This is a genomic window from Micromonospora sp. MW-13, assembly GCF_003434305.1.
GTDB lineage: Bacteria > Actinomycetota > Actinomycetes > Mycobacteriales > Micromonosporaceae > Micromonospora.
The window spans coordinates 68,309-92,732 of record NZ_QKKX01000017.1 but is presented as its reverse complement, the minus strand read 5'-3'; the positions used below and the strand labels follow the sequence as shown (position 1 = coordinate 92,732).

The 24,424-nt window shown below is 75.4% G+C and carries 21 protein-coding genes; 9 read left to right on the top strand and 12 right to left on the bottom strand.

Features of this window, described 5'->3' with window-relative positions; all coding sequences use genetic code 11:
* Positions 1-7 precede the first annotated feature (7 nt).
* Complete coding sequence (locus tag C5N14_RS12130; RefSeq protein WP_117668189.1) at positions 8-1,909, top strand: beta-propeller domain-containing protein; 1,902 nt, start codon at positions 8-10, stop codon at positions 1,907-1,909.
* Between the two features lie 88 nt (positions 1,910-1,997).
* On the opposite strand, the gene C5N14_RS12125 is transcribed toward C5N14_RS12130, so the two are convergent.
* The 3 genes from C5N14_RS12125 to C5N14_RS12115 all read right to left on the bottom strand — a co-directional run bounded on the left by C5N14_RS12125 (position 1,998) and on the right by C5N14_RS12115 (position 4,177).
* Positions 1,998-3,095: a hypothetical protein gene (locus C5N14_RS12125; protein WP_117668188.1), complete on the bottom strand. Its 1,098-nt coding sequence runs from the start codon at positions 3,093-3,095 to the stop codon at positions 1,998-2,000.
* A gap of 138 nt (positions 3,096-3,233) precedes the next feature.
* Entirely contained in the window at positions 3,234-3,488 is a 255-nt protein-coding gene (locus C5N14_RS12120; protein WP_128763561.1) for a DUF6457 domain-containing protein, read from the bottom strand.
* Positions 3,485-4,177: an NTP transferase domain-containing protein gene (locus C5N14_RS12115; protein WP_117668186.1), complete on the bottom strand. Its 693-nt coding sequence runs from the start codon at positions 4,175-4,177 to the stop codon at positions 3,485-3,487. Before C5N14_RS12115 ends, C5N14_RS12120 begins: the two co-directional genes overlap by 4 nt.
* A gap of 137 nt (positions 4,178-4,314) precedes the next feature.
* Here C5N14_RS12115 and C5N14_RS12110 point away from each other — a divergent pair, with 137 nt between their 5' ends.
* Positions 4,315-7,236 (top strand): AAA family ATPase, encoded by a 2,922-nt coding sequence (locus C5N14_RS12110; RefSeq protein WP_128763560.1) that lies wholly within the window; start codon positions 4,315-4,317, stop codon positions 7,234-7,236.
* On the opposite strand, the gene C5N14_RS12105 is transcribed toward C5N14_RS12110, so the two are convergent.
* The 3 genes from C5N14_RS12105 to C5N14_RS12095 all read right to left on the bottom strand — a co-directional run bounded on the left by C5N14_RS12105 (position 7,223) and on the right by C5N14_RS12095 (position 11,282).
* Entirely contained in the window at positions 7,223-7,873 is a 651-nt protein-coding gene (locus tag C5N14_RS12105; protein WP_117668184.1) for a flavin reductase family protein, read from the bottom strand. The two genes, C5N14_RS12110 and C5N14_RS12105, sit on opposite strands and share 14 nt — an antisense overlap.
* On the bottom strand, positions 7,870-10,023 hold the full coding sequence (locus tag C5N14_RS12100; protein ID WP_117668183.1) for a lipopolysaccharide assembly protein LapB: 2,154 nt from the start codon (positions 10,021-10,023) through the stop codon (positions 7,870-7,872). Before C5N14_RS12100 ends, C5N14_RS12105 begins: the two co-directional genes overlap by 4 nt.
* A gap of 68 nt (positions 10,024-10,091) precedes the next feature.
* Positions 10,092-11,282: a hypothetical protein gene (locus C5N14_RS12095; RefSeq protein ID WP_117668182.1), complete on the bottom strand. Its 1,191-nt coding sequence runs from the start codon at positions 11,280-11,282 to the stop codon at positions 10,092-10,094.
* Positions 11,283-11,606: 324 nt separating this feature from the next.
* On the opposite strand from C5N14_RS12095, the gene C5N14_RS12090 reads away from it, so the two are divergent.
* Both C5N14_RS12090 and fdhD read left to right on the top strand, forming a co-directional pair.
* The gene (locus C5N14_RS12090; protein ID WP_117668181.1) at positions 11,607-12,194 is read left to right on the top strand and encodes a flavoprotein; all 588 of its coding nucleotides are present in this window, start codon (positions 11,607-11,609) and stop codon (positions 12,192-12,194) included.
* 119 nt (positions 12,195-12,313) lie between these two features.
* Positions 12,314-13,168 (top strand): formate dehydrogenase accessory sulfurtransferase FdhD, encoded by an 855-nt coding sequence (gene fdhD / locus C5N14_RS12085; RefSeq protein ID WP_117668180.1) that lies wholly within the window; start codon positions 12,314-12,316, stop codon positions 13,166-13,168.
* Positions 13,169-13,183: 15 nt separating this feature from the next.
* On the opposite strand, the gene C5N14_RS12080 is transcribed toward fdhD, so the two are convergent.
* The 5 genes from C5N14_RS12080 to C5N14_RS12055 form a co-directional block, all read right to left on the bottom strand.
* A complete protein-coding gene (locus tag C5N14_RS12080; RefSeq protein ID WP_165878085.1) occupies positions 13,184-14,008 on the bottom strand; it encodes a metallophosphoesterase in 825 nt (274 codons plus the stop codon).
* Positions 14,009-14,147: 139 nt separating this feature from the next.
* On the bottom strand, positions 14,148-14,501 hold the full coding sequence (locus C5N14_RS12075; protein WP_117668286.1) for a hypothetical protein: 354 nt from the start codon (positions 14,499-14,501) through the stop codon (positions 14,148-14,150).
* 153 nt (positions 14,502-14,654) lie between these two features.
* A complete protein-coding gene (locus tag C5N14_RS12070; protein ID WP_243639474.1) occupies positions 14,655-14,990 on the bottom strand; it encodes a flavin reductase in 336 nt (111 codons plus the stop codon).
* Entirely contained in the window at positions 14,990-15,313 is a 324-nt protein-coding gene (locus tag C5N14_RS12065; RefSeq protein ID WP_243639472.1) for a hypothetical protein, read from the bottom strand. The genes C5N14_RS12070 and C5N14_RS12065 overlap by 1 nt, the downstream gene beginning before the upstream one ends.
* Before the next feature lie 258 nt (positions 15,314-15,571).
* On the bottom strand, positions 15,572-16,606 hold the full coding sequence (locus C5N14_RS12055; protein WP_117668178.1) for a DUF4192 domain-containing protein: 1,035 nt from the start codon (positions 16,604-16,606) through the stop codon (positions 15,572-15,574).
* Positions 16,607-16,874: 268 nt separating this feature from the next.
* Between C5N14_RS12055 and C5N14_RS12050 the strand changes: the two genes are divergently transcribed.
* The 5 genes from C5N14_RS12050 to C5N14_RS12035 all read left to right on the top strand — a co-directional run bounded on the left by C5N14_RS12050 (position 16,875) and on the right by C5N14_RS12035 (position 23,650).
* Positions 16,875-17,792: a fructosamine kinase family protein gene (locus C5N14_RS12050; RefSeq protein WP_117668177.1), complete on the top strand. Its 918-nt coding sequence runs from the start codon at positions 16,875-16,877 to the stop codon at positions 17,790-17,792.
* Entirely contained in the window at positions 17,789-18,802 is a 1,014-nt protein-coding gene (gene moaA / locus C5N14_RS12045; RefSeq protein ID WP_117668176.1) for a GTP 3',8-cyclase MoaA, read from the top strand. Before C5N14_RS12050 ends, moaA begins: the two co-directional genes overlap by 4 nt.
* A gap of 3 nt (positions 18,803-18,805) precedes the next feature.
* The gene (locus C5N14_RS32095; RefSeq protein WP_165878084.1) at positions 18,806-19,081 is read left to right on the top strand and encodes a MoaD/ThiS family protein; all 276 of its coding nucleotides are present in this window, start codon (positions 18,806-18,808) and stop codon (positions 19,079-19,081) included.
* 9 nt (positions 19,082-19,090) lie between these two features.
* Positions 19,091-20,335 carry a metallophosphoesterase gene (locus C5N14_RS12040; protein WP_165878083.1) on the top strand — a complete coding sequence of 415 codons (1,245 nt, stop codon included), beginning with the start codon at positions 19,091-19,093 and terminating at the stop codon, positions 20,333-20,335.
* A 117-nt stretch (positions 20,336-20,452) separates the two neighbouring features.
* Entirely contained in the window at positions 20,453-23,650 is a 3,198-nt protein-coding gene (locus C5N14_RS12035; RefSeq protein ID WP_117668175.1) for a UvrD-helicase domain-containing protein, read from the top strand.
* A gap of 59 nt (positions 23,651-23,709) precedes the next feature.
* Here the strand turns inward: C5N14_RS12035 and C5N14_RS12030 are convergent, their stop codons facing one another.
* Positions 23,710-24,417 (bottom strand): prepilin peptidase, encoded by a 708-nt coding sequence (locus tag C5N14_RS12030; protein WP_243639470.1) that lies wholly within the window; start codon positions 24,415-24,417, stop codon positions 23,710-23,712.
* Positions 24,418-24,424: the final 7 nt, after the last annotated feature.

Below are 24,424 nucleotides of genomic sequence, written 5' to 3'. Positions count from 1 at the left end.
AGCGGGCATGACTCGGGGACACCTCACCGCCGCGGCCGGCACGCTGGTCGCGCTGGCCCTGCTGGCCGGGAGCGCCGCCGCCCTCCCACACCGCGAACCGGAACCGTCGCCGGGCCCGCTCCGGCTGGTCTCCTTCGACACCTGCGCCGAGGCGCTGACCCGCCTGCGCGCCGCGGCCTCCGCCTCGGTCGGGCCGTGGGGCTTCCAGCCCGGCTGGCGCAGCGGCATGGCGCCGGGCGGGCTCGCCGAGCCGGCGATGGTGCCCAAGACGGCGGACGGCGCGCGGGCGGCCGGCGCGGCGGCGGAACACTCCGGCACCAACAACCACGAGCCGGGCGCCGACGAGCCGGACCTGGTGAAGACCGACGGCCGGCGGATCGTCACGGTCACCGGGGGCGTGCTGCGGGTGGTGGACCCGGCGACCCGGCGGGCCACCGGGCAGCTCGACCTGACCGGCGGCGGCCGGTTCGGCTGGTCGCCGGACAGCCTGCTGCTGCACGGGGACCGGGCGCTGGTCCTCGCGCGGTCGGCGGCGGTCCGCCCGACCCCCGGCCTGCCGGGTGTCCGGCGCCCGGCCACCGCGCCTCCGGCCGACGTGCCGGCCGGGCCCCGGCTGCTCCTGGTGGACCTGGCCGGGCGGCCCACGCTGACCGGGACGTACCGGGTCGACGGGAGCCTGCTCGACGCTCGGCTCACCGGCCCGACGGCCCGGGTGGTGGTCCGCTCGCAGCCCCGGCTGGGCTTCCCCGTCCTCGGCGAGGACGCCACCGACGCGCAGCGGCTGGCGGCGAACCGGGCGGTCATCGCCCGCGCCGGCCTGGACGCCTGGCTACCGACGTACGACTGGACCGAGGGTGGCCGAAGCGGCGACGGCCAGGTCGGCTGCGACCGGCTGAGCGCGACGGCCGACAGCACCGGCACCGTCGTGCTCACCGTGCTGAGCTTCGACCTGGCCGCAGGCCGGCTCGGGGACGGGGACCCGGTGAGCGTGGCCGGCGACGCGGACACCGTCTACGGCACCGCCGGCAGCCTCTACCTCGCCGGACAGCGGCAGCGGCCGGGCCAACTCCGGCCGCGGGGCTGGCTCGGGTCCGGCGACCCGACCACCGTGATCCACCAGTTCGACACCGGCGCCCCGGGCCGGCCCCGCTACCTGGCCAGCGGCGCGGTGCCGGGCACGCTGATCAACCAGTACGCCCTGTCGGAGTGGCAGGGCCACCTGCGGGTGGCCACCACCAGCGGCGACGAGCGCGGGGCGCGGCCGGCGACCGAGTCCGCCGTGTACGTGCTGACCCGCCGGGACGGCGCCCTGACCCGCATCGGGGCGGTCAGCGGGCTCGGCCGGGGCGAGCGGATCCACTCGGTTCGCTACCTCGGCCCCACCGGGTACGTGGTGACCTTCCGACGCACCGACCCGCTCTACTCGCTCGACCTGACCGACCCGGCGGCCCCCCGGGTCACCGGCGAGCTGAAGATCACCGGGTACTCGGCGTACCTGCACCCGGCCGGCGAGGGGCGGCTGATCGGAGTGGGGCAGGAGGCCGACACCAACGGACGGGTGCAGGGCCTCCAGGTCTCCCTGTTCGACGTGGCCGACCCGGCCCGGCCCACCCGGCTGGCCCAGTACCACCTGCCGAGGGCCGGCGCGGCGGCGGAGTTCGACCCGCACGCCTTCCTCTACGACCCCCGGACCGGCCTGGTGGCGCTCCCCGTCCACGACGGCTCCGTACTGCTGCTGCGGGTCACCGACGGGACCGTCACGCGGGCCGGCGCGATCGCCCACCCGGGCCGCGCCCCGGTCGCCCGGTCGGTGCTGGTCGGCAGCACCCTCTGGACCGTCTCCCACGCCGGCCTGCGGGCCAGCGAACCGTCCGGCGGCACCGCACTGGCCTGGCTGCCGGCGACCTGAGCCGCCTCCCCGCCGACGGGTGGGACCCGGGCCGCCCGGGTCCCACCCGCCCCTGACCTCATCCCCGGTTGCGGCGACCCACCCGCCGTCAGAGGTACATGCCGGTGCGGTGCTCGTCCTGCTCCCGCCGGCCGGGCTTGTCGCCCTCGCCGAAGAAGCGCTTCCCGCCGAACTCGCCGTGCAGCCGGTCGTCCAGTTCGTCGGCGAGACCGGTCATCACCTGCACGGCGAGCATCAGGTGGGTGGCCTGGAAGTTGCGGCCGAAGACCGGGATGGACGCCCACACCGTGTCGTCGGCGCAGTAGAGCCGCCCGATCGGCATCCGGTTGGTCAGCTCGGAGAGCTTCACGTAGAGCCGCTCGGTCGGCTCGACCTCGGTGAGCACCGGCGAGAAGACGTCGACCAGGGGCGGGTTGTCGCGGACCCGGACGAAGACCATCGCCGAACCGGCCCGGATGTTGATGTCCCCGTCCGAGTCGACCTGCAACTGGTCGGAGTTGGACTTGAGCATGGTGGAGACGACGGTGCGGACCCGCTCCGCCAGGTCCAGCACGTCACCCTCGGCCGCCTGGGCGCTGGCGGCGGCCAACGCCTCGTCCAGGTCGGCCTCGACGTCCTGGTCCGGGCCGAACTCGCTACGCGCGGTGCCCAGCGGGTCCACCGGCACGGGCTCGCCCCCGGCGTCGTGCACCAGGTAGACCAGGAACGCCGGGTGCGGCGCGCCGTAGACGTCCCGCAGGGTACGGGAGAGCAGCGCGGCAAGCCGGGTCGCCTCCGCGGTGTCGCCCTCCAGGCCGAAGTGCTCGCCGGAGCCCGGGACCACCCCGGGTGGGGACCAGCCGAGCGCGACCATGTCGGCGACGGCGGACCGGTCCAGCCGGTAGCCCTGTGGGAGGGTCGCGTTGCCGACGGCCCGCGCCGAGAGCCGGCCCTCGGCGGTGAGGTCCGCGCTGATCGAGTAGACGGCGTCCCCGGTGCCGGAGGCGGTGGGGTCGAGGGTCAGCTCGACGTGCGTCCCGACGGGCAGCTCGCGCAGCCGTTCGGCCAGGGCCCGGGCGAACTCACGCCATGCCTCGGTCACCTTCGCCCGCAGGTCAGCCGTGGTCGGCTCGTCGAGCAGGATCGACTCGTGCTGCTCGGGCGTGCCGCCGGGCGGTTCTCCGGCCGAGGGGTGGCCTACCGTCATGATCGCCTCCGTCCGTCACGGTCACCCTACCCAGGACGGGCCGGGGGCGAATCAGGCCGACCAGGATCGGACACCGGCCGTGGCCGACGCCGGACAGCGGCCACGCCCGATGGTGGGCGGGGAGCGGGCCGGGAAGGCTCAGGCGGGAGGCTGGTCGCCCAGCTCCACCGGCCAGGTGCCGGCGAGCGCGCTCAGCCGGCCGGCCGTCGCGGCCGGGTCGGCCCCGCGCCCCACGGCCAGGCCGAGCAGGTACGCGCTGACCGGCGCGCCCGGGCGCAGCACCTGGTGGGCGACGTCCTTCGCCAGGTCGAGCACGACCGGCACGGGCACCTGGTCCGGATCGAGGCCCAGCTCCGCGCAGGCCGCCGTGACCCAGTCGTCCAGCACCGTCATCGCGTCCACTCCTCCGCCCGGCGTACGTCCTCGTCAGTGTCGCAGTCGAACCAGGGCGGCGGGCCCGTCCCCGACCAGGGCAGGTCGCGCACGACCAGGCCGGCGAGCAGCGCCCGCACGGCCGCGCCGTCGAGCGTCCCGCCCCGGGCGGCGGCGAGCCGGTCGAGGGCGGCCCGCAGCGGCGCGACCCGCCACACCCCGCACAGCGGCTGCCGCCGGCCGTCGGGGTCGGCGAGGCAAGCGCCGTCCACCGTCGGGTCGGCGAGCTGGTCGCGCAGCACCCGCACCGCCGCCCGGGTGAGCAGCGGCAGATCGGCGGCGAGCAGGGCGACGGTCGGCGTACCGGCGGGCAGCAGGGACAGGCCCGCGGCCGTGGCGGCGACCGGACCACCGCCCGGCGGGCTCTCCCGGGTCAGCCGGACCCCCGGCGGCACCGGGCCGGCCGGGCCGACCAGGACCCGGACGTCGGCGTCGGCCACGGCGGCCAGCACCCGGTCGCGCATCGGCCGGCCGCCGACCAGCCGGGCTGGCTTGTCCACGCCACCCATCCGGCGCGCCGATCCACCCGCCAACACGACCGCCGCCCAGCCCGCCACGCGGTCACCGTACCGCCCGCCCGCGCCCGGGGGCGCATGTCGCGGAGTCGACAGCCAGGACGGGTGCGGACTCCTCCGGACGGGTCTGTAAATCTTGTTAATTCCTTCATAGGGTGACGACTCAGGAACGCTCCGTCCGAAGCCTCGTGGCGCCCGTGGCCGAGCCGGTCCGCAGCGCTTCGGGGCCGGGGCGCCACGCTCTTCGACGTTGGACGGAGGGACAGGTGCACATGCCAGCAGGAGAGCATCCGGAACTGCCCACCCTGGTCGGCCGGGACCGGGAACGCGCCCTCCTGCACGAGGCGCTGGCCCAGGCCCGGCGGGGCTGCGGCGGCACGATCTTCCTGGTCGGCGGCGACGGCATGGGCAAGTCCCGGTTGACGTTGGAGGCGACCCACCAGGGCCGGCGGTCCGGGATGGGCGTGCTGCTCGGCCGGGCGGGCTCGACCTTCCGGGCGGTGGCCCTGCGCCCCCTGACCGAGGCGCTGGCCCTGCTGTTCCGCACCGAACCGATCCTGGAGCACGCCAGCCTGCGGCCCTACCGGTCCGCCCTCGGCGATCTCATCCCGGAGTACCGGTCGGCGGAGACCGCGGCGACCGCGCCGCCCCCCGTGCTGCTCGCCGAGGCGGTGCTGCGGCTGCTCTCGGTAACCGGCACCGGCCGGGGCTGCCTGCTCGCGCTGGAGGACCTGCACGACACCGACCCGGCGACGCTGGCGGTGGTCGAGTACCTGGCCGACAACATCGCCGACCAGGGCACCCTGCTGCTGGCCACCCTCCGGCCCGAGCTTGGGCCGGCGTGGGACCTGGCGCAGGCGCTAGGCCGGCGGTGCAGCGGCACCATCCTGCGGCTGGAGCCACTGGGCCGCCGGGCCGTGCACCTGCTGGCGGCGTCCCGGCTGGGCCTGGAACCGGAGCGGATACCGGAGCCGGTCCTGGACCGGCTCTGCCGCGACAGCGCCGGCAACCCCTTCCTGGCCACGGAGCTGCTGCGCGCCATGCGCGACAGCGGCACGCTGGTGGTGGAGTCCGGCGGGTGCCGCCTGGTCGACGAGGTGCACACCGAGATTCCGCCGACCGTGCGGCACAGTGTCACCGACCAGGCCGACCGGCTCGGTCCCGCCGGCCGGCACCTGCTCACCGCCGCGGCCGTGATCGGCGAGCGGTTCCCGATCTCCGTGCTCGGCCGGGCGCTGCGGATGGAACAGGACGACCTGCTCGGGCACCTGCGCGCCGCCGTCGCCGCCGGCCTGCTCGCCGCCGAGGGGCACGACCACGACTGGTACGCCTTCCGCACCATGACGACAGCCGTCGCGCTGCTCGGCCAGCTCACCCCCACCGACCAGGCCGCGCTCGCCTACCAGTCGGTCGACGCGGTGAACGAGCTGCACCCGGGCCTGCCCGGGGAGTGGTGCCGGTTCACCGCCCGGCTCACCCAGCTCGCCGGTGACGTGCGGGGCGCCGTACGGCTGCTCGCCCTGGCCGGGCGCCGGGACCTCAACGCCGGGCGGCTCCGGGCGGCGACCGAGACCCTCGACCAGGCGTGGCGGCTGGCGCAGGCGTCGGCCGACAGCCCGCTCCGCGCCGACGTGCTGCACGAGCTGCTCTGCGCACTGGTGGAGAGCGGCGAGGCCCGGCGCGGGTTACGGCTGCTCGACAACCTCGACGACCTCTGCCATCCGGCCGTCCCGCCCGAGCGGCTGGCGGCGGTGCACGTCCTGTTCGCCCGGCTCGCTCTCCTCGCCGGCCGCCGCGCCGACGCCGCCACGCAGCTCGACGCCGCCCGTACGGTGCTCGGCCCCGGCGCCCACGAGCGGCAGACCGCGGCCGTCGACGCCGTCGCCGCCGCCCACCTCGGCCCGGACGCGCCGGAGCGGGCCGCCCGGCTCGCCGCGCACGCCGTGCAGAAGGCCGAGCGCGCCGGGCTGCCGGGCGTCGCCTGCCTCGGCTGGCAGGTGCGCGGGGTGCTGGCCCGCCGGCAGGGCGCGGACGAGGCCCAGTCCTGCTTCGCCCGGATGAACCGGCTCGCCGAGCGGCACCACCTGCCGCTGTGGCGCAACCGGGCCGCGGTGCTGCTCGCCGAGCAGCGGTGGCTGCTCACCGGGGACACCGACGCGCTGCTGCGCGCCACCGAGCGGGCCCGACGGACGGGCGCCTCGGCCGTGCGGCACGCGGTCGACGTCCGGCTCGCCTGGGACCACGCGCTGCGGGCCGAGTACACCGAGGCCGAGCGGCTCGTCCAGGAGAGCGCGGCCGAGGCGCACCGGCTCGGGCTGGGCGACAGCGCGCCGCTGCTGGCGCTGGTCCGCGCCGTGTGCGCCGGACACCGGGGGCGGCGGCACGAGCTGGACGCGGTACTGGCCGGCCTCGCGGACGACGGAGAGTGCCAGCCGTTCGCCGCCCTCGCCCACGGCATGGCCGCCGCGGTGTGCGCCCTGCTGGAGGAGGACCCGGGGCGGGCCCGCCGAGAGCTGGACCGGGCGGCGGCGTACGACGCCGAGCGACCGGCGCCCTACCCGCTCACCGGCCACCAGGGACTCGGCCTGCTGCTCGGGGTGCTGGACGGCGACGCCGACTGGCGCCGGTGCTGCGAGGTCGGGGCGGCGCCGGCCGGGCGGCTGCACTGGAACCGGCAGTTCGTGCTGCTGGCGAAGGCGGTGCTGCTCGGCCGGCAGGGCGAGCGGGAGGCGGCCGGGGCGACGGTGACGGCGGTGCGGCGGGCCCAGGCCCACCCGGTGGCGGTCCACCTCGGCCTGCGACTCGTCGCGCCGGCGGCCCACGCGGACCGGTGGGGGGACCCGGTCGACTGGCTGCGCGGCGCCGAGGAGTACTTCTGTCGGGCGGGGCTGCCGGCCCCGGCCCGCGCCTGCCGGGCCCACCTGCGCCGCCTCGGCGTGGTGGTGCCGTACCGCCGCACCACGAGCCGGGTGCCGCAGCCGCTGCGGATGATCGGGGTCACCGAGCGGGAGTACGAGGTGCTCCAACTCATGGCGGACTGGTCCGACAACCGCAGCATCGCCAGCGAGCTGTTCATCTCGCCGCGTACCGTCGAGAAGCACGTGGCGAGCCTGATCGCCAAGACCGAGCAGGCGAACCGGGCGGCGCTCAGCCGTTACGCCGCCCGGGTCCGGGACGAGGTCACGCCGGACTGACCGTCCGGTAGCGGCCACCGAGGAAGAGGGCCGGGTCCGCGTCGTCCCCGGCCTCGCACCAGTACGGGGAGCCGAGCACCAGCATGTGGTCGGCGGCGCCGATGAGCTGGGTCACCGCGCACACCGCCACCGCCATGGCCCCGTCGAGCAGGGGCAGCCCGTCGACCGTGCGGTGCGCCACCCCGGCGAAGCGGTCCCCGGTGGCGGTCGCGAAACGGTCGGCCAGGTCCCGCTGCCGGCGGTCCAGCAGGTTCACCGCGAAGCCTCCCTCGGCGGTGATCGCGGTCAACGTGCGGCTCGTACGGGCCAGCGAGACGAGCAGCAGCGGCGGGCGCAGCGAGACCGAGGTGAACGCGTTCACCGTGCAGCCGACCGGCCGCCCGGCCAGCCGGCTGGTGACCACCGCCACGCCGGTGGCCCAGTTGCGCATGAACTCCCGCAGCTCGGGGCCACTGACCGGGGCCGCCCGCGCCGGCTCGGGGCGGCCGGCCGGGGCGGAGCGGGTCGGCCCTGAGCCGCCGGAGGGGGCGCTCCGGGCCGGCTCGGCCCCGGGGGACGGCGGCGCGGCCGGGGCGGGGTCCGCCGGTGGGACCCGGACGGCCCCCGCCCCGGCGCGCCGGGAGGCCGTGGTGGTCATCGCGCGCCGGCCAGGTTCGGCTGCCCAGCACCGGCCGCCCGGTCGGCCAGGTTCGGCTGCCCGGCGCCGGCCGCCCGGTCGGCCTGGGAGGCCTCGGCGTCGCCGAGTTCGGCGTGGCAGCGGGCGCGCCGGCTGAACAGTTCCTCCCGGTCCGCGCCGGGCACCTCCAACGCCCGGCTGTAGTCCGCGACCGCCTCGGCCCACCGGCCCGCCGCCTCGTGGACGAACCCGCGGTTGTACAGCAGGTCCGGGTTGTCCGCGTCCACGGCGAGGGCGGCCGTCAGGTCGGCCACGGCCCGCTCGTGGTCCCCGCCGTCGAAGGCCAGGGCGGCCCGGCTGGCCAGCGCGGCGACCAGTTCCGGGTCGGCCGCCAACGCCTCGTCGAGGTACCGCCGGGCGTCCGCCTCCGCGCCGTCCGTCACCGCCAGCACGCCGCGCAGGTGCAGCAGCCGGGCGTCGCCGGGGTGGCGGAGCAGTCCCTCCTCGACGTGCGGCCGGGCGGCGTCGACCGATCCCTCGTCGAGCAGCAGGCTGATCAGGTTCACCCGGGCGTCGAGCTGGTCGGGTTCCAGCTCGACCACGTAGCCGAAGTCGGCGATCGCCCCGGCCAGGTCGCCCAGCTCGGCCTTGAGGTCGGCCCGGTTGTAGTACAGCTCGAAGAAGGGCGGCGACAGGCTGATCGCCGTGTCGCAGTCGGCGACCGCGCCGGTCAGGTCGCCCAGCCGCCGCCGCACGTCGGCCCGGTCGAAGTAGTAGTCGGCGTAGTTCGGGTCCAGCTCGATGACGTTGGTCAGGTCCGTCAGCGCCTCGTCCAGCCGGCCCAGGGCGAGGTACGCCTTGCCCCGGTTGTGCACCAGCACCGAGCGGTGCAGCCGGTGCTTGTCGCCGGGCAGTTCCCGGTCGAGCCGGTTGAGCCCGTCGTCGACCAGGCGCAGCGCCGCCGGCAGCCGGCCCAGCCGCATCTCGATCAGCGCCAGGCCGTTGTTCTGGAACACGGAGTGGAAGGCGCGTTTCTGCGGGTCGGGCAGCAGCGAGGCGATCGCGATGGAGTTGTTGATGTAGCCCCGGGCCAGGTGGTGGTCCCTCAGCTCCGCCGGGTGGAAGCGGGTGTAGAGCATGGCCAGCGCGTAGCCGGTGGACATCTGCAGCTCCGGCTCCGCGTACCGGCTGCGCAGGTCGAGGTAGGTCGGCTCCGCCTCGACGGTGCGGCCGAGCACCACCATCGCCGAACTCGCCCGCGTGCTGAGCAGCCAGAACCGCTCCATCTGCGTGTCGGGATCGACGATGGCCCGGCCACGGGTCCCGTAGTCGATCACCGCGTGGTAGTACCCCAGCGCACCGCAGTGCCGCGCCGCCTCGTACAGCGCCTCCGCGCCGGCCCCGGCGGGATCGCTGCCGCGTTCCAGGTGCCAGGGGATCGCGCCGAGCTCCAGGCTCCACTCGCCCCGCCCGCGCAACAGCGCGGCGCGGGCGTCGTGCAGCGCCACCCGCGCCTGCGGGTCGGCCTGCCGGTACGCGGCCAGCTCGGCCGGGTCCGTGGAGGTGCCGTCCGCGTCGACGTACGCCCGGAGCAGTTCCGCCGGGCCGCGTCCGGGCCGGCCGGCGACCCGGGTCAGCTCCGGCAGCCGCCCCGCGTACCGGTCGAGGGCCGCGGTCAGCTCGGGCTCCAGCGCACCGCCGTCGGTGCCGATCAGCATCCGCACCACGTCCGGCCGCACCCGGCGCAGGAAGATGGCGAGGAACTCCTGGTCGGTGGGGTCCGCCTGGTCCACCCGGTCGAACGCGAGCCGCAGCGGGAGGCGGCCGGCGCGGGCGGCGTACCCGGCGAGGAACTCCGTCGCGCCGTGCGCCAGGCGGCGGGTGCGGTTGGCGGGGTAGATCCGGGTCCGCTCCTCGGGCACCGCCAGGGAGGTGAGCGTCTCGGGCGCCGCGTCGATCGCCCCGCGCAGCTCCGGGGCGGCGGACAGGATCTCGGTCAGGTGCCGCTGGACGAGGTCCGGCCAGCGTCCGTTCGCCTCAGGTACGACCAGCCGCAGCAGGCTGCCCAGACCGGTGTAGGGACCGCGCAGCCCCCGGTGACAGTCGACCGCGATATCGACCTGCTCGCCGTCGACCGGCGCCGGCCCGATCCGCCATTGGTGTGCAGTCATGCCTTGCTCCTCCGTTGGGATGGACCTTGCGTCGCGGTGGGTGTCGGGGGTGGCCGGGCGGGGCGCCGTCAGCCCGCCGGCGCCGGGTCCGGTGCGGGGGCGGCCCGCCGCCGGGAGCGGCCGGCGAGCAGCGGCAGCAGCACGATCTCGAAGGCGACCAGCAGCAGCGACCCGATCGAGTCCCAGAAGCCGGGGCCGGTGGGGGAGCCGTTCACCAGGGCGGAGACGACCCGGGAGGCGAACTCCAGCACCAGCGGAGCGGTCCACAGCGTGACGGTCACCAGCAGCGCCACGACCCCGCCGCAGGTGATCAGCGCGAACCAGGGCGCGAGCTGCCGGTCGCGCGGGGACCAGTCGTCCGGGGGCTCGTCGGACGGGCGCACCCAGGGCAGCCAGGCGAACCGGTCGCGCAGCCAGGCCCGGCTCACCTCGTGCAGGTTGGTGCAGCCCAGTGCCGTGGTCGCCACGTAGTACAGGTCGGTGCGCAGGAAGACGTAGAACTGCCAGGACATCCGCAGCAGGACGGTGTACGCCACCGCCAGCGCCAGCCGTCCCGGCCAGGACAGGCCGTCGGACAGGCCGGCCCAGGCGACGAGCACCAGCGCGCCGAAGAGCACCGCGTCGGCCAGCAGCCCGGCCAGCATCGGCAGGTAGCGCTGCCGGGCGGGAACGGTGAGCAGGGCGTCCAGCTCGGTCTCCACCACCGCGTAGTAGAGCCGGCGGCCGACCCGCATCCGGGTGGGCAGGCCGAGCCTGCGGGCGGCGAGCAGGTGGTACCACTCGTGCCACAGGATGCCCGGCGACTGGCACAGGGCCAGCCCGAGCTGCACGGCGAGCAGTGACGGGACGAAGAAGACGTTCCGGGCGTGCGGACGCAGCTCCGGCCGGCTCACCATGGCCACGGCGGCGGCGATCACGATCAGCGCGTACGCCGCCCAGGCCAGCGGGGAGAAGGCCGCGCGGCCGAGCCGCCGGAAGCGGACCTCGGGCGGCCGGGCCGGTGGTTCCCCGTCGGCCCGGATGAAGCCGAGTTCGCGCAGCGTGTCGACGAAGTCGGCCATGTCGACGGGCTCCCCGAAGGTGCGCCGGTACCACTGCTCCGCCTCGCCGACCGGCATCCCGTCGGCGAGGCGGCGCAGCAGCGCGACCCCGTCCTCGGGCAGCACGGCGAAGGACGCGGCGTCGATCCGGCCGACCGTGACCCCGTCCCGCTCCGTCACGTAGGTGAGCGGATGGAACTCCAGGCGGGTGGTTGACATGGTTCCTCCAGGGCGTGGGCCCGGCGACGGCCGTCCCGGCACGCAGACGCGCCGGGACGGCCGGACCGGTCAGCAGCAGTCCGTGCAGTACAGCGGCGCCGACGTGGTGAGCTTGATGGAGCCCGTCTTGCGGATCGTGATCTTCTTCATGCCGTTCACCTCCTCGGCCGGCGGGTCGTGGGGGCGGCCGGCTGAGGACGAACCTGCCAGCCGGACGCCCCGGGCGGCATGGGGAACAGCCCCCAAACTCCCGCCCTGGAGGCGCGGCGAAGATGGGGTCGTTCCCCCATGTCCGCGGCGTCCCGCCGCCGGAACGCTGTCCGCATGCGAGACGACGCGCTTTCGGTCATCATCTGCGGCTCCAGCGCCGCGATGGCGGCCTCCGGGTACCTGTCCTGGCTGCGCCAGGAGATCGATCTGCCGTTACGGGTGCTGCTCACCGCCAGCGCCGAGCGGTTCGTGCAGCCCCAGGTGGCCGCGTGGTACGCGGACGAGGTGTTCGCCAGCGGCGATCCCGCGCTGAACCCCACCGAGTTCGCCAAGCGCTCGCTCGGCATCGTCGTGCTGCCGGCGACCGCCGGCACGATCGCCGCGGCGGCGCTCGGACTGGCCGGCACCCCCGCGCAGACCGTCCTGCTGGCCAGCGAACGGCCGGCGATCTTCTTCCCGAGCATGAACAAGTCGATGTGGACGAAGCGGATCACCCAACGCCACGTGGAGACGCTGCGCGACGAGGGCCACACCGTCGTCGAGCCGCAGGAGCGGGTGATCTTCGAACTGTGGCAGCGCGAGAACGCCGTCGGCATCGCCATGCCCCCGCCCGACGCGGTCACGGAACTCGTGGTGAGCTGGCTGGAGAGCAGCCTGTCCGGCGAGGCCGAGGAGCCCGCCGGCCCGGCCGCCACCTCCTGACCGCCGGACCAGCCGGGACCTCCTGACCCCGCCGGACCGGCCGACACCTGCCGACCCGTCCGGCCGACGCCACGGGTGGACACGTGGTCCCGTCCGGGCCGTTGCGGCAGGATGGCGGGATGGGACGGGCCACTGACCGGCGCAGCGTGCTGCGGATCGACCTCGAAGCGGCCGACCCGGCCCGGGGTGCGGTACGCCGGCCGGACAGCCTCTCCGTGGAGGAGCCGCTGGAGATCCGGGTCGGGCCGGGTGGCCCCGGCCGGCGGCGACCGCTGGCGGTGACCATGCGCACCCCTGGCGACGACCTGGACCTGGCGATCGGGTTCCTGCTGACCGAGGGACTGATCCGGTCCGCCGCCGACGTGCACACCGCCCAGCTCTGCGCGGGCGCGGACACGCCGAACACGTACAACGTGGTGGACGTGGTGCTCGCCCCCGGCGTGCCGGAACCGGCCGCCGACCAGACCCGCAACTTCTACACCACCAGCTCCTGCGGGGTGTGCGGGAAGGCCAGCATCGACGCCGTGCGGACCCGCTCCCGGTTCGCTGTCGCGGACGACCCGCTGAGCGTCCCGGCCGGGCTGTTGGCCGAGCTGCCGGACCGGCTGCGGGCGGCGCAGCGCAACTTCGACCGCACCGGTGGCCTGCACGCGGCCGGGCTGTTCACCGGCGCCGGGGAGCTGGTGGTGCTTCGCGAGGACGTCGGCCGGCACAACGCCGTCGACAAGGTGGTCGGCTGGGCGGTGCGGGAGCACCGCCTGCCCCTGGCCGGGCACCTGCTGCTGGTCTCCGGCCGGGCCAGCTTCGAGCTGACGCAGAAGGCGTGGATGGCCGGGGTGCCGCTGCTCGCGGCGGTCTCCGCCCCCAGCACCCTGGCCGCCGACCTGGCCGAGGAGGCGGGGATGACCCTGGTCGGCTTCCTGCGCGGCCGGACCATGAACGTCTACACGGGGCCACACCGGATCGACCGCTGACTACGCGTCGACATGCTACTCACTGGTCGCGCGGATCGGGTTCCGGGCCGACCCGGTGACGTCCTCGACGAGCACCAGCCGGCCGTCAGGCTCTCGTTCGATGACGGCGAACGCCTGCGGCCCGCTCCGGATGTGACCGAGACACACGATCTCCGTGGGCCCGATGGCCCCCCGGTGCCGGTCGTGCATGTGCCCGCAGAAGTGCCACCGCGGCCGGAGGCGTTCGCACAACGTACGCAGCTCGGCCCGGCCGACCGGGCCGTTCCGGCGCGGCCCGGTGAGCCCGGCCGGCCAGTCGTGGGTGAGCAGGACGTCGACCGCGCCCGCACGACGGGCCGCCCGACTCACCTGGTGCACTTCCTCGGCCGTGTAGTAGGTGCGCTCCCTGGCGGTGTCCCGCCGCGCCCTGGGGACGTCGGTGATGCGGGGCGAGTGGATGCCGGACAGGAACGCCACCCGCAGGCCGGCGACCTCGGTTACCCCCGCGCGGCCCAGGAAGTGGACGCCCTCGCTCCACCGGCCGGGGCCGGCCGCGTCCAACGCGGGCCAGGGCTCGTGGTTGCCGCCGATGAAGTGCAGCGGGGCACCCAGGTCGAGCAGCCCCTCCACGAGCAGCGGGAAGTCGCCGACCCTGCGGTACTTCGCCGGCCCGTGCACCCCTGCCGCGTCGGTCTCGTCGCGGTTGGGCTCGACGTCGCCGACGGCGAGAATGGCGTCGAGCGGGCCGAGCGACTCACGGACAGCCGCCGACCACCCGGCGAGCAGCTCGAACTCGCCGTGGACATCACCGACCACGAGGACCCGGGCGGGCCCCGTGTTCGCCGGACGTCCGCGTGTCACGACCCACGTCCTTTCCTGTCCTGCTGCTCCTGACGACGTCATACCACCGAGACGACGCGTCCACCTCCGCCGTTGTCGACCATCGCCGTTGTCGACCACCCGGCCAGCCGTCAGTTCGAAGTCGGTGGCCTCGACGGGATCACGCATGCGCCCCGTTCACTGACGCGTCGGGCAACGGCAGGTCGACGCGTCGTCCCAGGCCCATCTCTTCGGCATCGTCTCTGGTGACCATGGCGAAGGCGCCGGCAGGCACACCGTCGAGCGCAGCCACCCGGGAGGCCGCCGCGAGCAGTACGTCCTCGTCCGCTCCGGCAATGAAGAAGACGTAGTTGTCGTCGTACTGCTCGCCGTCGTCCGGCACCTCGACCTGTCCCTCCTCATCAAGGCCAACCAGGAAGTCCTCGATCCGCTCGATCCAGGGAAATGGATAGCCGTCCACCGGCAGACCCGGGGTCGGCACCAGCGGTACGTGGATCTCGACGACATCTGCCACGCCGACATGATCTATCAGCTGCACACTGCACACGGGTGAATATCGGGAGCGGCCGACGCCGAGGGCATTGCATCCATCCTCAGCCCCACACACACGCTCGCTGCGTATGATCGTTTGTCGATAACGGACACTCCGCACGGCGTGTCGTCTCCCTCAAGTGCAGACGATCAATGAGGTTGTGCGGCTCGCCCCAGAGTTGCCGCCAGTTGCAGCGGATGCGGCCCCGGTCAAGAGGCGCTGTCCGCGAGCACGTGCCCAGTAGATGAAGCGATCGGTCAGGTCACCCGGCGGCCGGCCGGGGCGCAGCTCGGTCAGCTGCACGGTCGCCTCCTCCTTCAGCGTGGCCAGGTAGATCAGTAGGGCGGTCCGGTTGCCCCGGTACTCGACCAGCAGCGACAGCCGTGCCTCGCCGCAGGGCCACGGGTGGCCGCAGACGCGGCACAGCCAGATCGGGCGGACCGGCAGGTGCGGGCGGGCGGCGCGGGACATCAGCACACCCGCGGCGCGATCGCCCGCGCCTCGTCCTCGTTCAGCGGCACGAACCACAGGAAACGCCGGACGATCTCCGGGGGCGTCGGGCCGCCCGGTCGACCGCGAAGGTCGCGGACGGCCTGCTGCGCCATCCGCAGGAACCCCGGCAGCAGCGCGGTCCGGAGCCGGCCGTCCAGCGGAAAACCGGTCCAGGTCGGGCAGGGGTACGGCCGCCCGCAGCGTCGGCAGATCCAGCCGGTGCGGGGCTGGGCCAGGATTCGGTGACGCTGCACCTTCGCCGCCGCGAAGCTGGCGGCCCGTTCGACCGTTACGTAGAGCACTTTGAGGCGCTTTGGGCAGACGCCCAACCAGCACAACCTGAGCAAGCCTGACCTACCGCATGTGAACGCGGGGAGCAGCCATTCTGACCTGCGGTACTAGAAATCGACTTTCGATTTTCCTTCACTTTACAGTGCAAGATCGGCTCCTGGGTGACGGCTGCTGGGCGGTTCGCAGGTCTGGCAGAGCGTAAGGCGGAGGCGGAGCCGAAGGGGAGATCCGGAAGCGCCACGTCCACCCTCCCCCGGCCAACCGGCTCGTCAGTCGCGGCGTCGGCGGGGGCGGAGCACGCCGGGCGCGCCGGTCGTCGGCCAGCCGTCGAGCTGGGACGGGGGAACCCCGCGGCGCAGCAGGTCGTCGAGGAGCAGGGCGAGCGAGTAGTCCGGGTGCGCCTCCAGCACCCGTTCCAGTGCCACCGCCGCGAGCGCCCCCTGCCCGGCCCGCCAGGCGGCGAAGGCCAGCAGGGAACCCGGCGCGGCGATCAGGTCCCGCTCGGCGCGGCGCAGGACGTCGGTCCAGAGGGCGAGGTCCCGCTCCCGCCCGTCGGTGCGTTCCCAGGCGTGGTCGCGGACCGGCAGGTGGGTGAGGAGCAGGGTCAGCCAGGCCACCTCGTCGTCGGTGAGTCGCTCGCCCCGCCGGCGCCGGCGCAGGGCGGCGCGGACGGCGTCCACGCCGGCCCGGCGCAGCGCCCGACCGCCGAGCAGGTCGGCCTCGGACGCCCCGACCAGCAGAGCCGCCAGCCGGCGTTCGGCACGGTCGACCGCCCGGCGCATCGCCACCCGGGCCGGGCCACCGAACGGGGCCACCTGCGCGGTCAGGGCCGCCCGGTCGGGCAGGGCCACCTGACCGGCGAAGACCGCCGCCGCGCTGACCTCGCTGGCCCCGGTGTCGTACGGGGTGCCCTCGGGCGGGCAGCAGGTCGGCTCGTCGCACAGGTAGGACCAGTAGCGGTCGTCGGTGACCCGCAGGGCGTCCAGCACGGTCAGCCCGGCGGCGGCCAGCGACCCGCGTACCGCGTCGACGGCCGGGGTGACCCGGGAGGCGTCGCCGTAGCCGAGCACGGTGGCGGACTCCGCGCCCTGCCGGGCGATGACGCCGGCCAGGTGGGCGGCCGGGTCGAGCGGGTCGTCACCCGGGCCCGGCAGGTCCGCCCGGGCGGCGAAGACGATCCGCCGGCCCCGCATCGCGACCACCACCACGCTGTCGGCGGGATGGAACCCGAGCAGGTACGGCACGGCCGCGATGAGGTCGGCGGGCGAGCGGACGGTGAGCCGGGGGCGGTCGGTGCGGGTCATGGAGGGAGCCTCGGCCGCGTCCGGGCGCCTCGGCGGGCCCTGTGGACGACACGCGGGTTGTCCACAGCCACGGAGAGTATCGGCGCAGCTCAGCCCCGGTCCCCCTGCTGGGGCCGCTGACCGTGCGTCGACCGGACGCCCGGGCATCGAACCGCTTCTCCACCCGGCCGGTGGGGGACCGGCGCCGGAACGGGCCGGCGCGTCCCGCTGACGCCGGACCACGCCGGAGACCCCCACGGGAAGCGCCCCGAGCGGCTACCTTGCGCTCATGGACCTGGCGTACCTCCGGGCGCATCCGGAACACCTGCCGACCTTCCTCACCCACCAGCGGATCCGGGAGACGCCGGTCGCCGGCGGGGACGTCTGCGCGGCGTCCCGACTGACCCTGGACGACGGGCACTCCGTCTTCGCCAAGACCTGGCCGGAGGACCGGGCCGGGCGGCCGGCGCCGGAGGGCTTCTTCGCCGCCGAGGCGGCCGGGCTGCGCTGGCTGCGGGAGGCCGGCGGGGCCCTCGTACCGGAGGTGGTGGTGGCGCTGCCCGGGTTGCTGGCGCTCGACTGGGTCGACGCCGGCGAGCCGACGCCCGAGGCCGCCGAGCGGTTCGGCCGCGACCTGGCCGCCACGCACCGGGCCGGGGCCGCCGCCTTCGGCGCGGACTGGCCCGGCTTCATCGCCGCGCTCCCCCAGGACAACACGCCGGACCCGGGCCCGTGGCCGGACTGGTTCGCGCGCCGGCGGCTCGCCCCGTACCTGCGGACGTCGGTCGACGGCGGCGCGCTCACCAGCGTCGAGGCCGCGCTGGTGGAGGCGGTCCTCGACCGGATCGGCGAGTTCGGCGGGGACGAGCCGCCGGCCCGGGTGCACGGCGACCTGTGGCCGGGCAACGTGCTCTGGGGGACCGACGGGCGGGCCTGGCTGATCGACCCGGCGGCGCACGGCGGGCACCGGGAGACCGACCTGGCCCAGTTGGCGCTGTTCGGCGGGCCGCCGCACCACGACCGGATCATGGGCGCCTACCGGGAGGCGTGGCCGCTGACCGACGGGTGGCCCGAGCGGATACCACTGCACCAGCTCCACCTGCTGCTGGTGCACGCCGCCCTGTTCGGCGGGGCGTACCGCGAGGCGGTCGGCGAGGCCGCCCGCGCCGCGTTGCGCGGGGCCGGGCGCGCTACGGTCGAGGGGTGACCGCCGCCCCACCGACCGACGGCGTCCTCGTCGACCGGTACGGCCGCGTCGCCCGGGACCTGCGCGTCTCGCTGACCGACAAGTGCAACCTGCGCTGCACGTACTGCATGCCGGCCGAGGGACTGCCCTGGCTGGCCGGTCCGCAGTTGCTGACCGACGACGAGATCGTCCGGCTGGTCCGGCTGGCCGTGCGGCACCTCGGGGTGACCGAGGTGCGGTTCACCGGCGGGGAGCCGCTGATCCGCCCCGGCCTGGTCGGCATCGTCGCGGCGGTGGCCGCGCTGGAGCCCCGGCCCCGGATCTCGCTGACCACGAACGGCCTCGGGCTGGACCGGCTGGCCCCCGCCCTGCGGGCCGCCGGGCTGGACCGGGTGAACGTGTCGCTGGACACCCTCGACGCCGCCCGGTTCGCTCGGCTGACCCGGCGGGACCGGCTCGCGGACGTCCTCGCCGGGCTGGCCGGGGCGGTCGCCGCCGGGCTCAGCCCGGTCAAGATCAATACCGTGCTGATGCGCGGGGTCAACGACGACGAGGCCCCCGCGCTGCTCCGCTTCGCCCTGGCCCACGGCTACGAGCTGCGGTTCATCGAGCAGATGCCGCTGGACGCCCAGCACGGCTGGGACCGGTCGACCATGGTCACCGCCGCCGAGATCCTCGCCGCGCTGCGTACCGGCTTCGATTTGTCCCCGGACCCGGCCCGGCGGGGCGCCGCCCCGGCCGAGACCTGGCTGGTCGACGGCGGCCCGGCCCTGGTCGGGGTGATCGGAAGCGTGACCCGGCCGTTCTGCGGCGACTGCGACCGCACCCGGCTCACCGCGGACGGCCAGGTCCGCGCCTGCCTGTTCGCCACCGAGGAGTCCGACCTGCGCGGGGCGCTGCGCGCCGGGGCGGACGACGAGGAGTTGGCCCGGCGCTGGCGCACCGCGATGTGGGGCAAGCGGGCCGGGCACGGCATCGACGACCCGGCCTTCCTCCAGCCGGCCCGGCCGATGTCCGCGATCGGCGGGTGACCGGTGCGTCCGGACACGCCCGACCGCCCGACCGGGCGGCTGACCGTCCGCTACTTCGCCGGGGCGCGGGCCGCCGCCGGCACCGCCGAGGAGACCGCGTCCGCCGGGCGGTCCCTGGACGAACTCGCCGGCGAGCTGGCCGAGCGGCACGGCGAGCGGCTGGCCGCCGTGCTGACCGTGGCGAGTTTTCTGGTCGACGGGGTGACCTGTCATGATCGTCGGACACCGCTGCCGGCCGGGGTGACGATCGACGTGCTGCCCCCGTTCGCGGGCGGCTGAGGAGGCTCCGTGTTGGCGACCCTGACGTTCGTGGGCTTCGCGGCGCTCGTCGTCGGCCTGCTCCACTTCTACCTGTGGAAGCGGCTCGTCAAGGACACCACCGGACCGGGGCGGTGGCGGCGGACCGGGGCCGTCGCCGCGCTGGTGCTGGCGCTGCTCGTCCCGGCCACGATGATCGGCACCCGGGCCGGCCTGTTCTGGCTGGCCTGGCCGGGCTATCTGTGGCTCGCGGTGATGTTCTACCTGCTGGTGGCGCTGCTCGTGCTGGAGGTGCCGATGCTGGTCGCCCGGCTGGTGCTGCGCCGCCGGGTGGTCGCCGCCGAACCGACCGCCGCCGCTCCCGAGCCGGTGCTGGTGGGCGCGTCCGGCGGTGCGGACCCGCCGGCCGCCGCAGCCGTCGACCAGCCCGACCACGACCCGGCCCGCCGGCTGCTGCTGGCCCGGGGCGCGGCGATCTTCGCGGGCCTCACGGCCACCGGGGTCACCGGCTACGGGGTACGCAACGCGATGGGGCCACCGCGCCTGGACCGGGTGCGGATCCCGCTGGCCAAGCTGCCGCGCGGCATGGACGGGCTGCGCATCGCCACCGTCTCGGACATCCACCTCGGGCCGCTGCGCGGCCGGGCGCACACCGAGCGGATCGTGGCGATGATCAACCGGCTGGACGCCGACCTGGTCGCGGTCGTCGGCGACCTGGTCGACGGCTCGGTCGCCGAGCTGGGCGAGGCGGCGGCGCCGCTGCGCGGCCTGCGCTCCCGGTACGGCAGCTTCTTCGTCACCGGCAACCACGAGTACTACTCCGGAGTGGAGGAGTGGGTGCCGGAGGTGGACCGGCTCGGCCTGCGGGTGCTCCAGAACACCCGGCAGGAGATCCGGACCCCGGGCGGGGTGCTGGACCTGGCCGGGGTGAACGACGTCAGCGCCGCCGGGACCGGGCTGGCCGCCCCCGCCGACTACGCCGCCGCGCTCGGCGACCGGGACCCGGGCCGCCCGGTGGTGCTGCTCGCCCACCAGCCGGTGGCGGCCGTCGAGGCGGCGAAGTTCGGCGTCGACCTGCAACTGTCCGGGCACACCCACGGCGGCCAGATCGTGCCGTTCAACCTGCTGGTGAACCTCGAACAGCCGGTGGTCTCCGGCCTGGGCGAGGTCGACGGCACGAAGGTGTACGTCACCAACGGCGCGGGCTTCTGGGGCCCGCCGGTCCGCGTCGGCGCGGACCCCCAGATCACCCTGGTGGAACTCCGCACCCCCTGATCCGAGGTGGACGCGGACGCCTAGCGCGCGGCGGGCGGGGTGTCCAGGGAAGGATGCTCAGGTCACGCGTACGCGTGGCGGGGAGCGGCCGTCGGGGCGGGCGTGACAGGATGCGGCGTGCCTCCGTTCAGCGCCGCACCCTCCGGTGGCCCCTCGCCGTTCGTCGCGGACCTGCACATCCACTCGAAGTACTCGCGGGCGTGCAGCCAAAACCTGACCCTGCCGAACCTCGGCTGGTGGGCCCGACGCAAGGGCATCAGCGTGCTCGGCACCGGCGACTTCACCCACCCCGCCTGGTCCGACCACCTGCGCGAGACGCTGCACCCGGCCGAGCCCGGGCTGTACCGGCTCAGCCCCGAGGCGGAGCGGGACATCGCCCGCCGGCTGCCGCCCCGGCTGGCCAGCGAGGCGGAGGCGGACCCGGTCCGGTTCATGCTCAGTGTGGAGATCTCCACGATCTACAAGCGGGACGACCGGACCCGCAAGGTGCACCACCTGATCTACCTGCCCGACCTGGACGCCGTGCAGCGGTTCAACACCACTCTCGGCCGGATCGGCAACATCGCCTCGGACGGCCGGCCGATCCTCGGCCTGGACTCCCGGGACCTGCTGGAGATCACCCTGGAGGCGAGTCCGGACGGCTACCTCGTCCCGGCGCACATCTGGACGCCGTGGTTCTCGGCGCTGGGCTCGAAGTCCGGCTTCGATGCGATCGCCGACTGCTACGCCGACCTGGCCGGGCACGTCTTCGCCGTGGAGACCGGGCTGTCGTCCGACCCGGAGATGAACTGGCGGGTCGGCAGCCTGGACCGCTACCGGCTGGTGTCCAACTCGGACGCCCACTCCCTGCCCGCCCTGGGCCGGGAGGCCACGGTGTTCGCCTCCGGCCGGGACTACTTCGCCATCCGGGAGGCGCTGCGCACCGGCGACGGCCTCGCCGGCACCATCGAGTTCTTCCCCGAGGAGGGCAAGTACCACGCCGACGGGCACCGGGTGTGCGGGGTCACCTGGTCCCCGGAGCGGACCCGGGCCGCCGGCGGGCTCTGCCCGGAGTGCGGCAGGCCGCTCACCATCGGGGTGCTCAGCCGCATCGAGGAGCTGGCCGATCGCCCCGAGGGGCACCGTCCCGACCACGCCCGGGACGTCACCCACCTGGTGCCGCTGGCCGAGATCCTCGGCGAGCTGAACGGCGTGGGCCCGAAGTCCAAGAAGGTCGAGGGGAAGCTCAACAAGCTGGTCGCCGCGCTCGGCCCGGAGCTGGAGATCCTGACCCGCGCCCCGCTCGACGAGATCGGCCGGGTCGGCGGGGAGCTGCTCGCCGAGGGGATCGGCCGGCTGCGCCGGGGCGACGTGCACCGGGTGCCCGGCTACGACGGCGACTACGGGGTGATCACCCTGTTCGACCCGGCTGAGCTGGGCGGGAAGACGACGGGGGCGCAGGCGGAGACGCTGTTCGACGTACCGGTGCCCGCGCAGCGGATGCCCGCGGAACCGGCGGCGAAGGCGAGGGCGAAGAAGCCGGCGACAGCGAAGGCCGAGCCGAAGCGGAGGCCGGCCACGCCGCCCCCGCCCCCGCCGATTCCGCCGCAGCCCTCCCCGCACGAGCCGTTCGAGCCGATGCTCGCCGGCATGGAGGAGGTCGGCACCGGCCTGCTGGACCGGCTGGACGCGATGCAGCGGGTGGCCGCCTCCGCGCCGGGCGGGCCGCTGCTGATCGTGGCCGGCCCCGGCACGGGCAAGACCCGGACGCTGACCCACCGGATCGCGTACCTCTGTGCCGAGCTGAACGTGTTCCCGGAGCGCTGCCTCGCGATCACCTTCACCCGGCGGGCCGCCGAGGAGCTGCGGCACCGCCTGGACGGGCTGCTCGGGCCGGTGGCCGAGGACGTCACCGTCGGCACGTTCCACTCGCTGGGGCTGTCCATCCTGCGGGAGAACGCCGGTGCCGCCGGGCTCCCGGGCGACTTCCGGATCGCCGACGACGCCGACCGGACGGCGGCGAGGGCGGAGGCCGGCGAGGACCTGGCGGCGTACACCGCGCTGCTGCGCAAGCGGGACCTGGTCGACCTGGACGAGCTGCTCACCCTGCCGGTGGAGCTGCTTCGTGCCGAGAAGAAGCTGGTGCAGCGGTACCGGGACCGCTGGCAGTGGATCTTCGTGGACGAGTACCAGGACGTCGACGCGGTGCAGTACGAGCTGCTGCGGCTGCTCAGCCCGGCCGACGGCAACCTGTGCGCGATCGGCGACCCGGACCAGGCGATCTACTCGTTCCGGGGCGCGGACGTCGGCTACTTCCTGCGCTTCTCGCAGGACTTCACCGACGCCCGGCTGGTCCGGCTGAACCGCAACTACCGCTCGTCGGCGCCGATCCTGGCCGCCGCTGTGCAGGCCATCGCGCCGTCGTCGCTGGTCCGGGGCCGCCGGCTCGACCCGGCCCGGCTCGACCCGGAGGCCCCGCTGGTCGGCCGGTACGCCGCCGCGTCCGTCGCCGACGAGGCCGACTTCGTGGTACGCACTGTCGACGACCTGGTCGGCGGCCTGTCCCACCGGTCGCTGGACTCGGGCCGGATCGACGGCCGGTCGACGAACCTGTCGTTCTCCGACATCGCCGTGCTGTACCGGACCGACGCGCAGGCCGCGCCGATCGTGGACGCCCTGGTCCGGGCGAACGTCCCGGTGCAGAAGCGCTCGCACGACCGGCTGCGGGACCGTCCCGGGGTGAACGCGATCGCCCGGGAGCTGCGGCACGCCGACGGCCTGGCCGGCGGCCTGCCGGCCCGGGTCCGGCTCGCCGGGCAGATGGTCGCCGACCGCTTCGCCGCCCCCACCCTCGACGGGTCCGGCGCGGCCCGCCCCGAGGAGGTCCGCGCGGCGGTGGACCTGCTCACCCCACTGGCCCGGCGATGCGGCGACGATCTGGAGCTGTTCCTGTCCCAGCTCGCCGGCGGCGTCGAGGTGGACGCCCTCGACCCGCGCGCCGAGGCGGTCACGCTGCTCACCCTGCACGCCGCGAAGGGCCTGGAGTTCCCCGTGGTCTTCCTGGTCGGCTGCGAGGACGGCCTGCTCCCGCTGCGCTGGCCCGGCTCCACCCCGGACGAGGACGCGGTCGCCGAGGAGCGGCGGCTGTTCTTCGTCGGCCTGACCCGGGCCCAGGACCGCCTCTACGTCAGCCACGCCGCCCGGCGCGCCCGGCACGGATCGGAGCGGGACTGCCGCCCGTCGCCGTTCCTCGACGTGATCGACCCGGGCCTGTTCGAGCGCCTCGGCGAGGCCGAGCCCCGCCGCCCCAAGGACCGCCAGCTCCGCCTGCTGTGAGGGTAGGTGTCCTGCTCGTGGCAGGGCTCCTGCGCACCGGCGCTGGCGTGGCGCCGGGTTCAGGTGAACAGAACGGCGAGCCACGCGCCGGCGAGCAGGGCCGGCCCGAGCGGCAGCAGGGTGTCCCGGCGGACCCGGCGGGCGGCCAGCAGGCCGAGCACGGCCAGCCCGTGCAGCACGTGCGGCAGGACCAGCCCGGCCAGCAGCGTCGGCCAGCCCAGCCAGCCGAGCGGCAGCCCCAGCACGGCGGCGAGCTTGACGTCGCCGAAGCCGAGCCGGGAGCCGGGCAGCAGGGCCAGCAGCGCGTACCCGGTGAACGCCAGCGCGGCACCGGCCAGTGGGCCGAGCAGCCGGCCCGGCCGGCCCTCGACCGCCGCCGCCGCGACCAGCCCGGCGACCGCGCCGAACGCCGCCGCGCCGACCAGCGGGTCGGGCAGCCGCAGGCAGGCCAGGTCGACCACGGCGAGCAGCAGCCCGACCGTGGCCACCGCGAGGAACGCCGGCAGCGCCGGCCCGACGCCCGGGGCGACGCCGAGCCCGCCGAAGACGACCGCCCCGACCATCGCGCCGGTCGTCGCCCGCCACCGGGCGGACTGGAGCAGGCGGGGCGACCCCACGCCCGACCCGGCCGCACCCCCGACACCCGGTCCGGCGGCTACGGGGCTGCCCGCCGGGCGCGCGGTGGTGAAGCGGCCGGCCAGCCAGGGTACGGCGGCGCCGGTCGCCGCGCCGAGGGCCGCGAGGACGGTCGGCGGGGCGGCGGACACCGGCCGG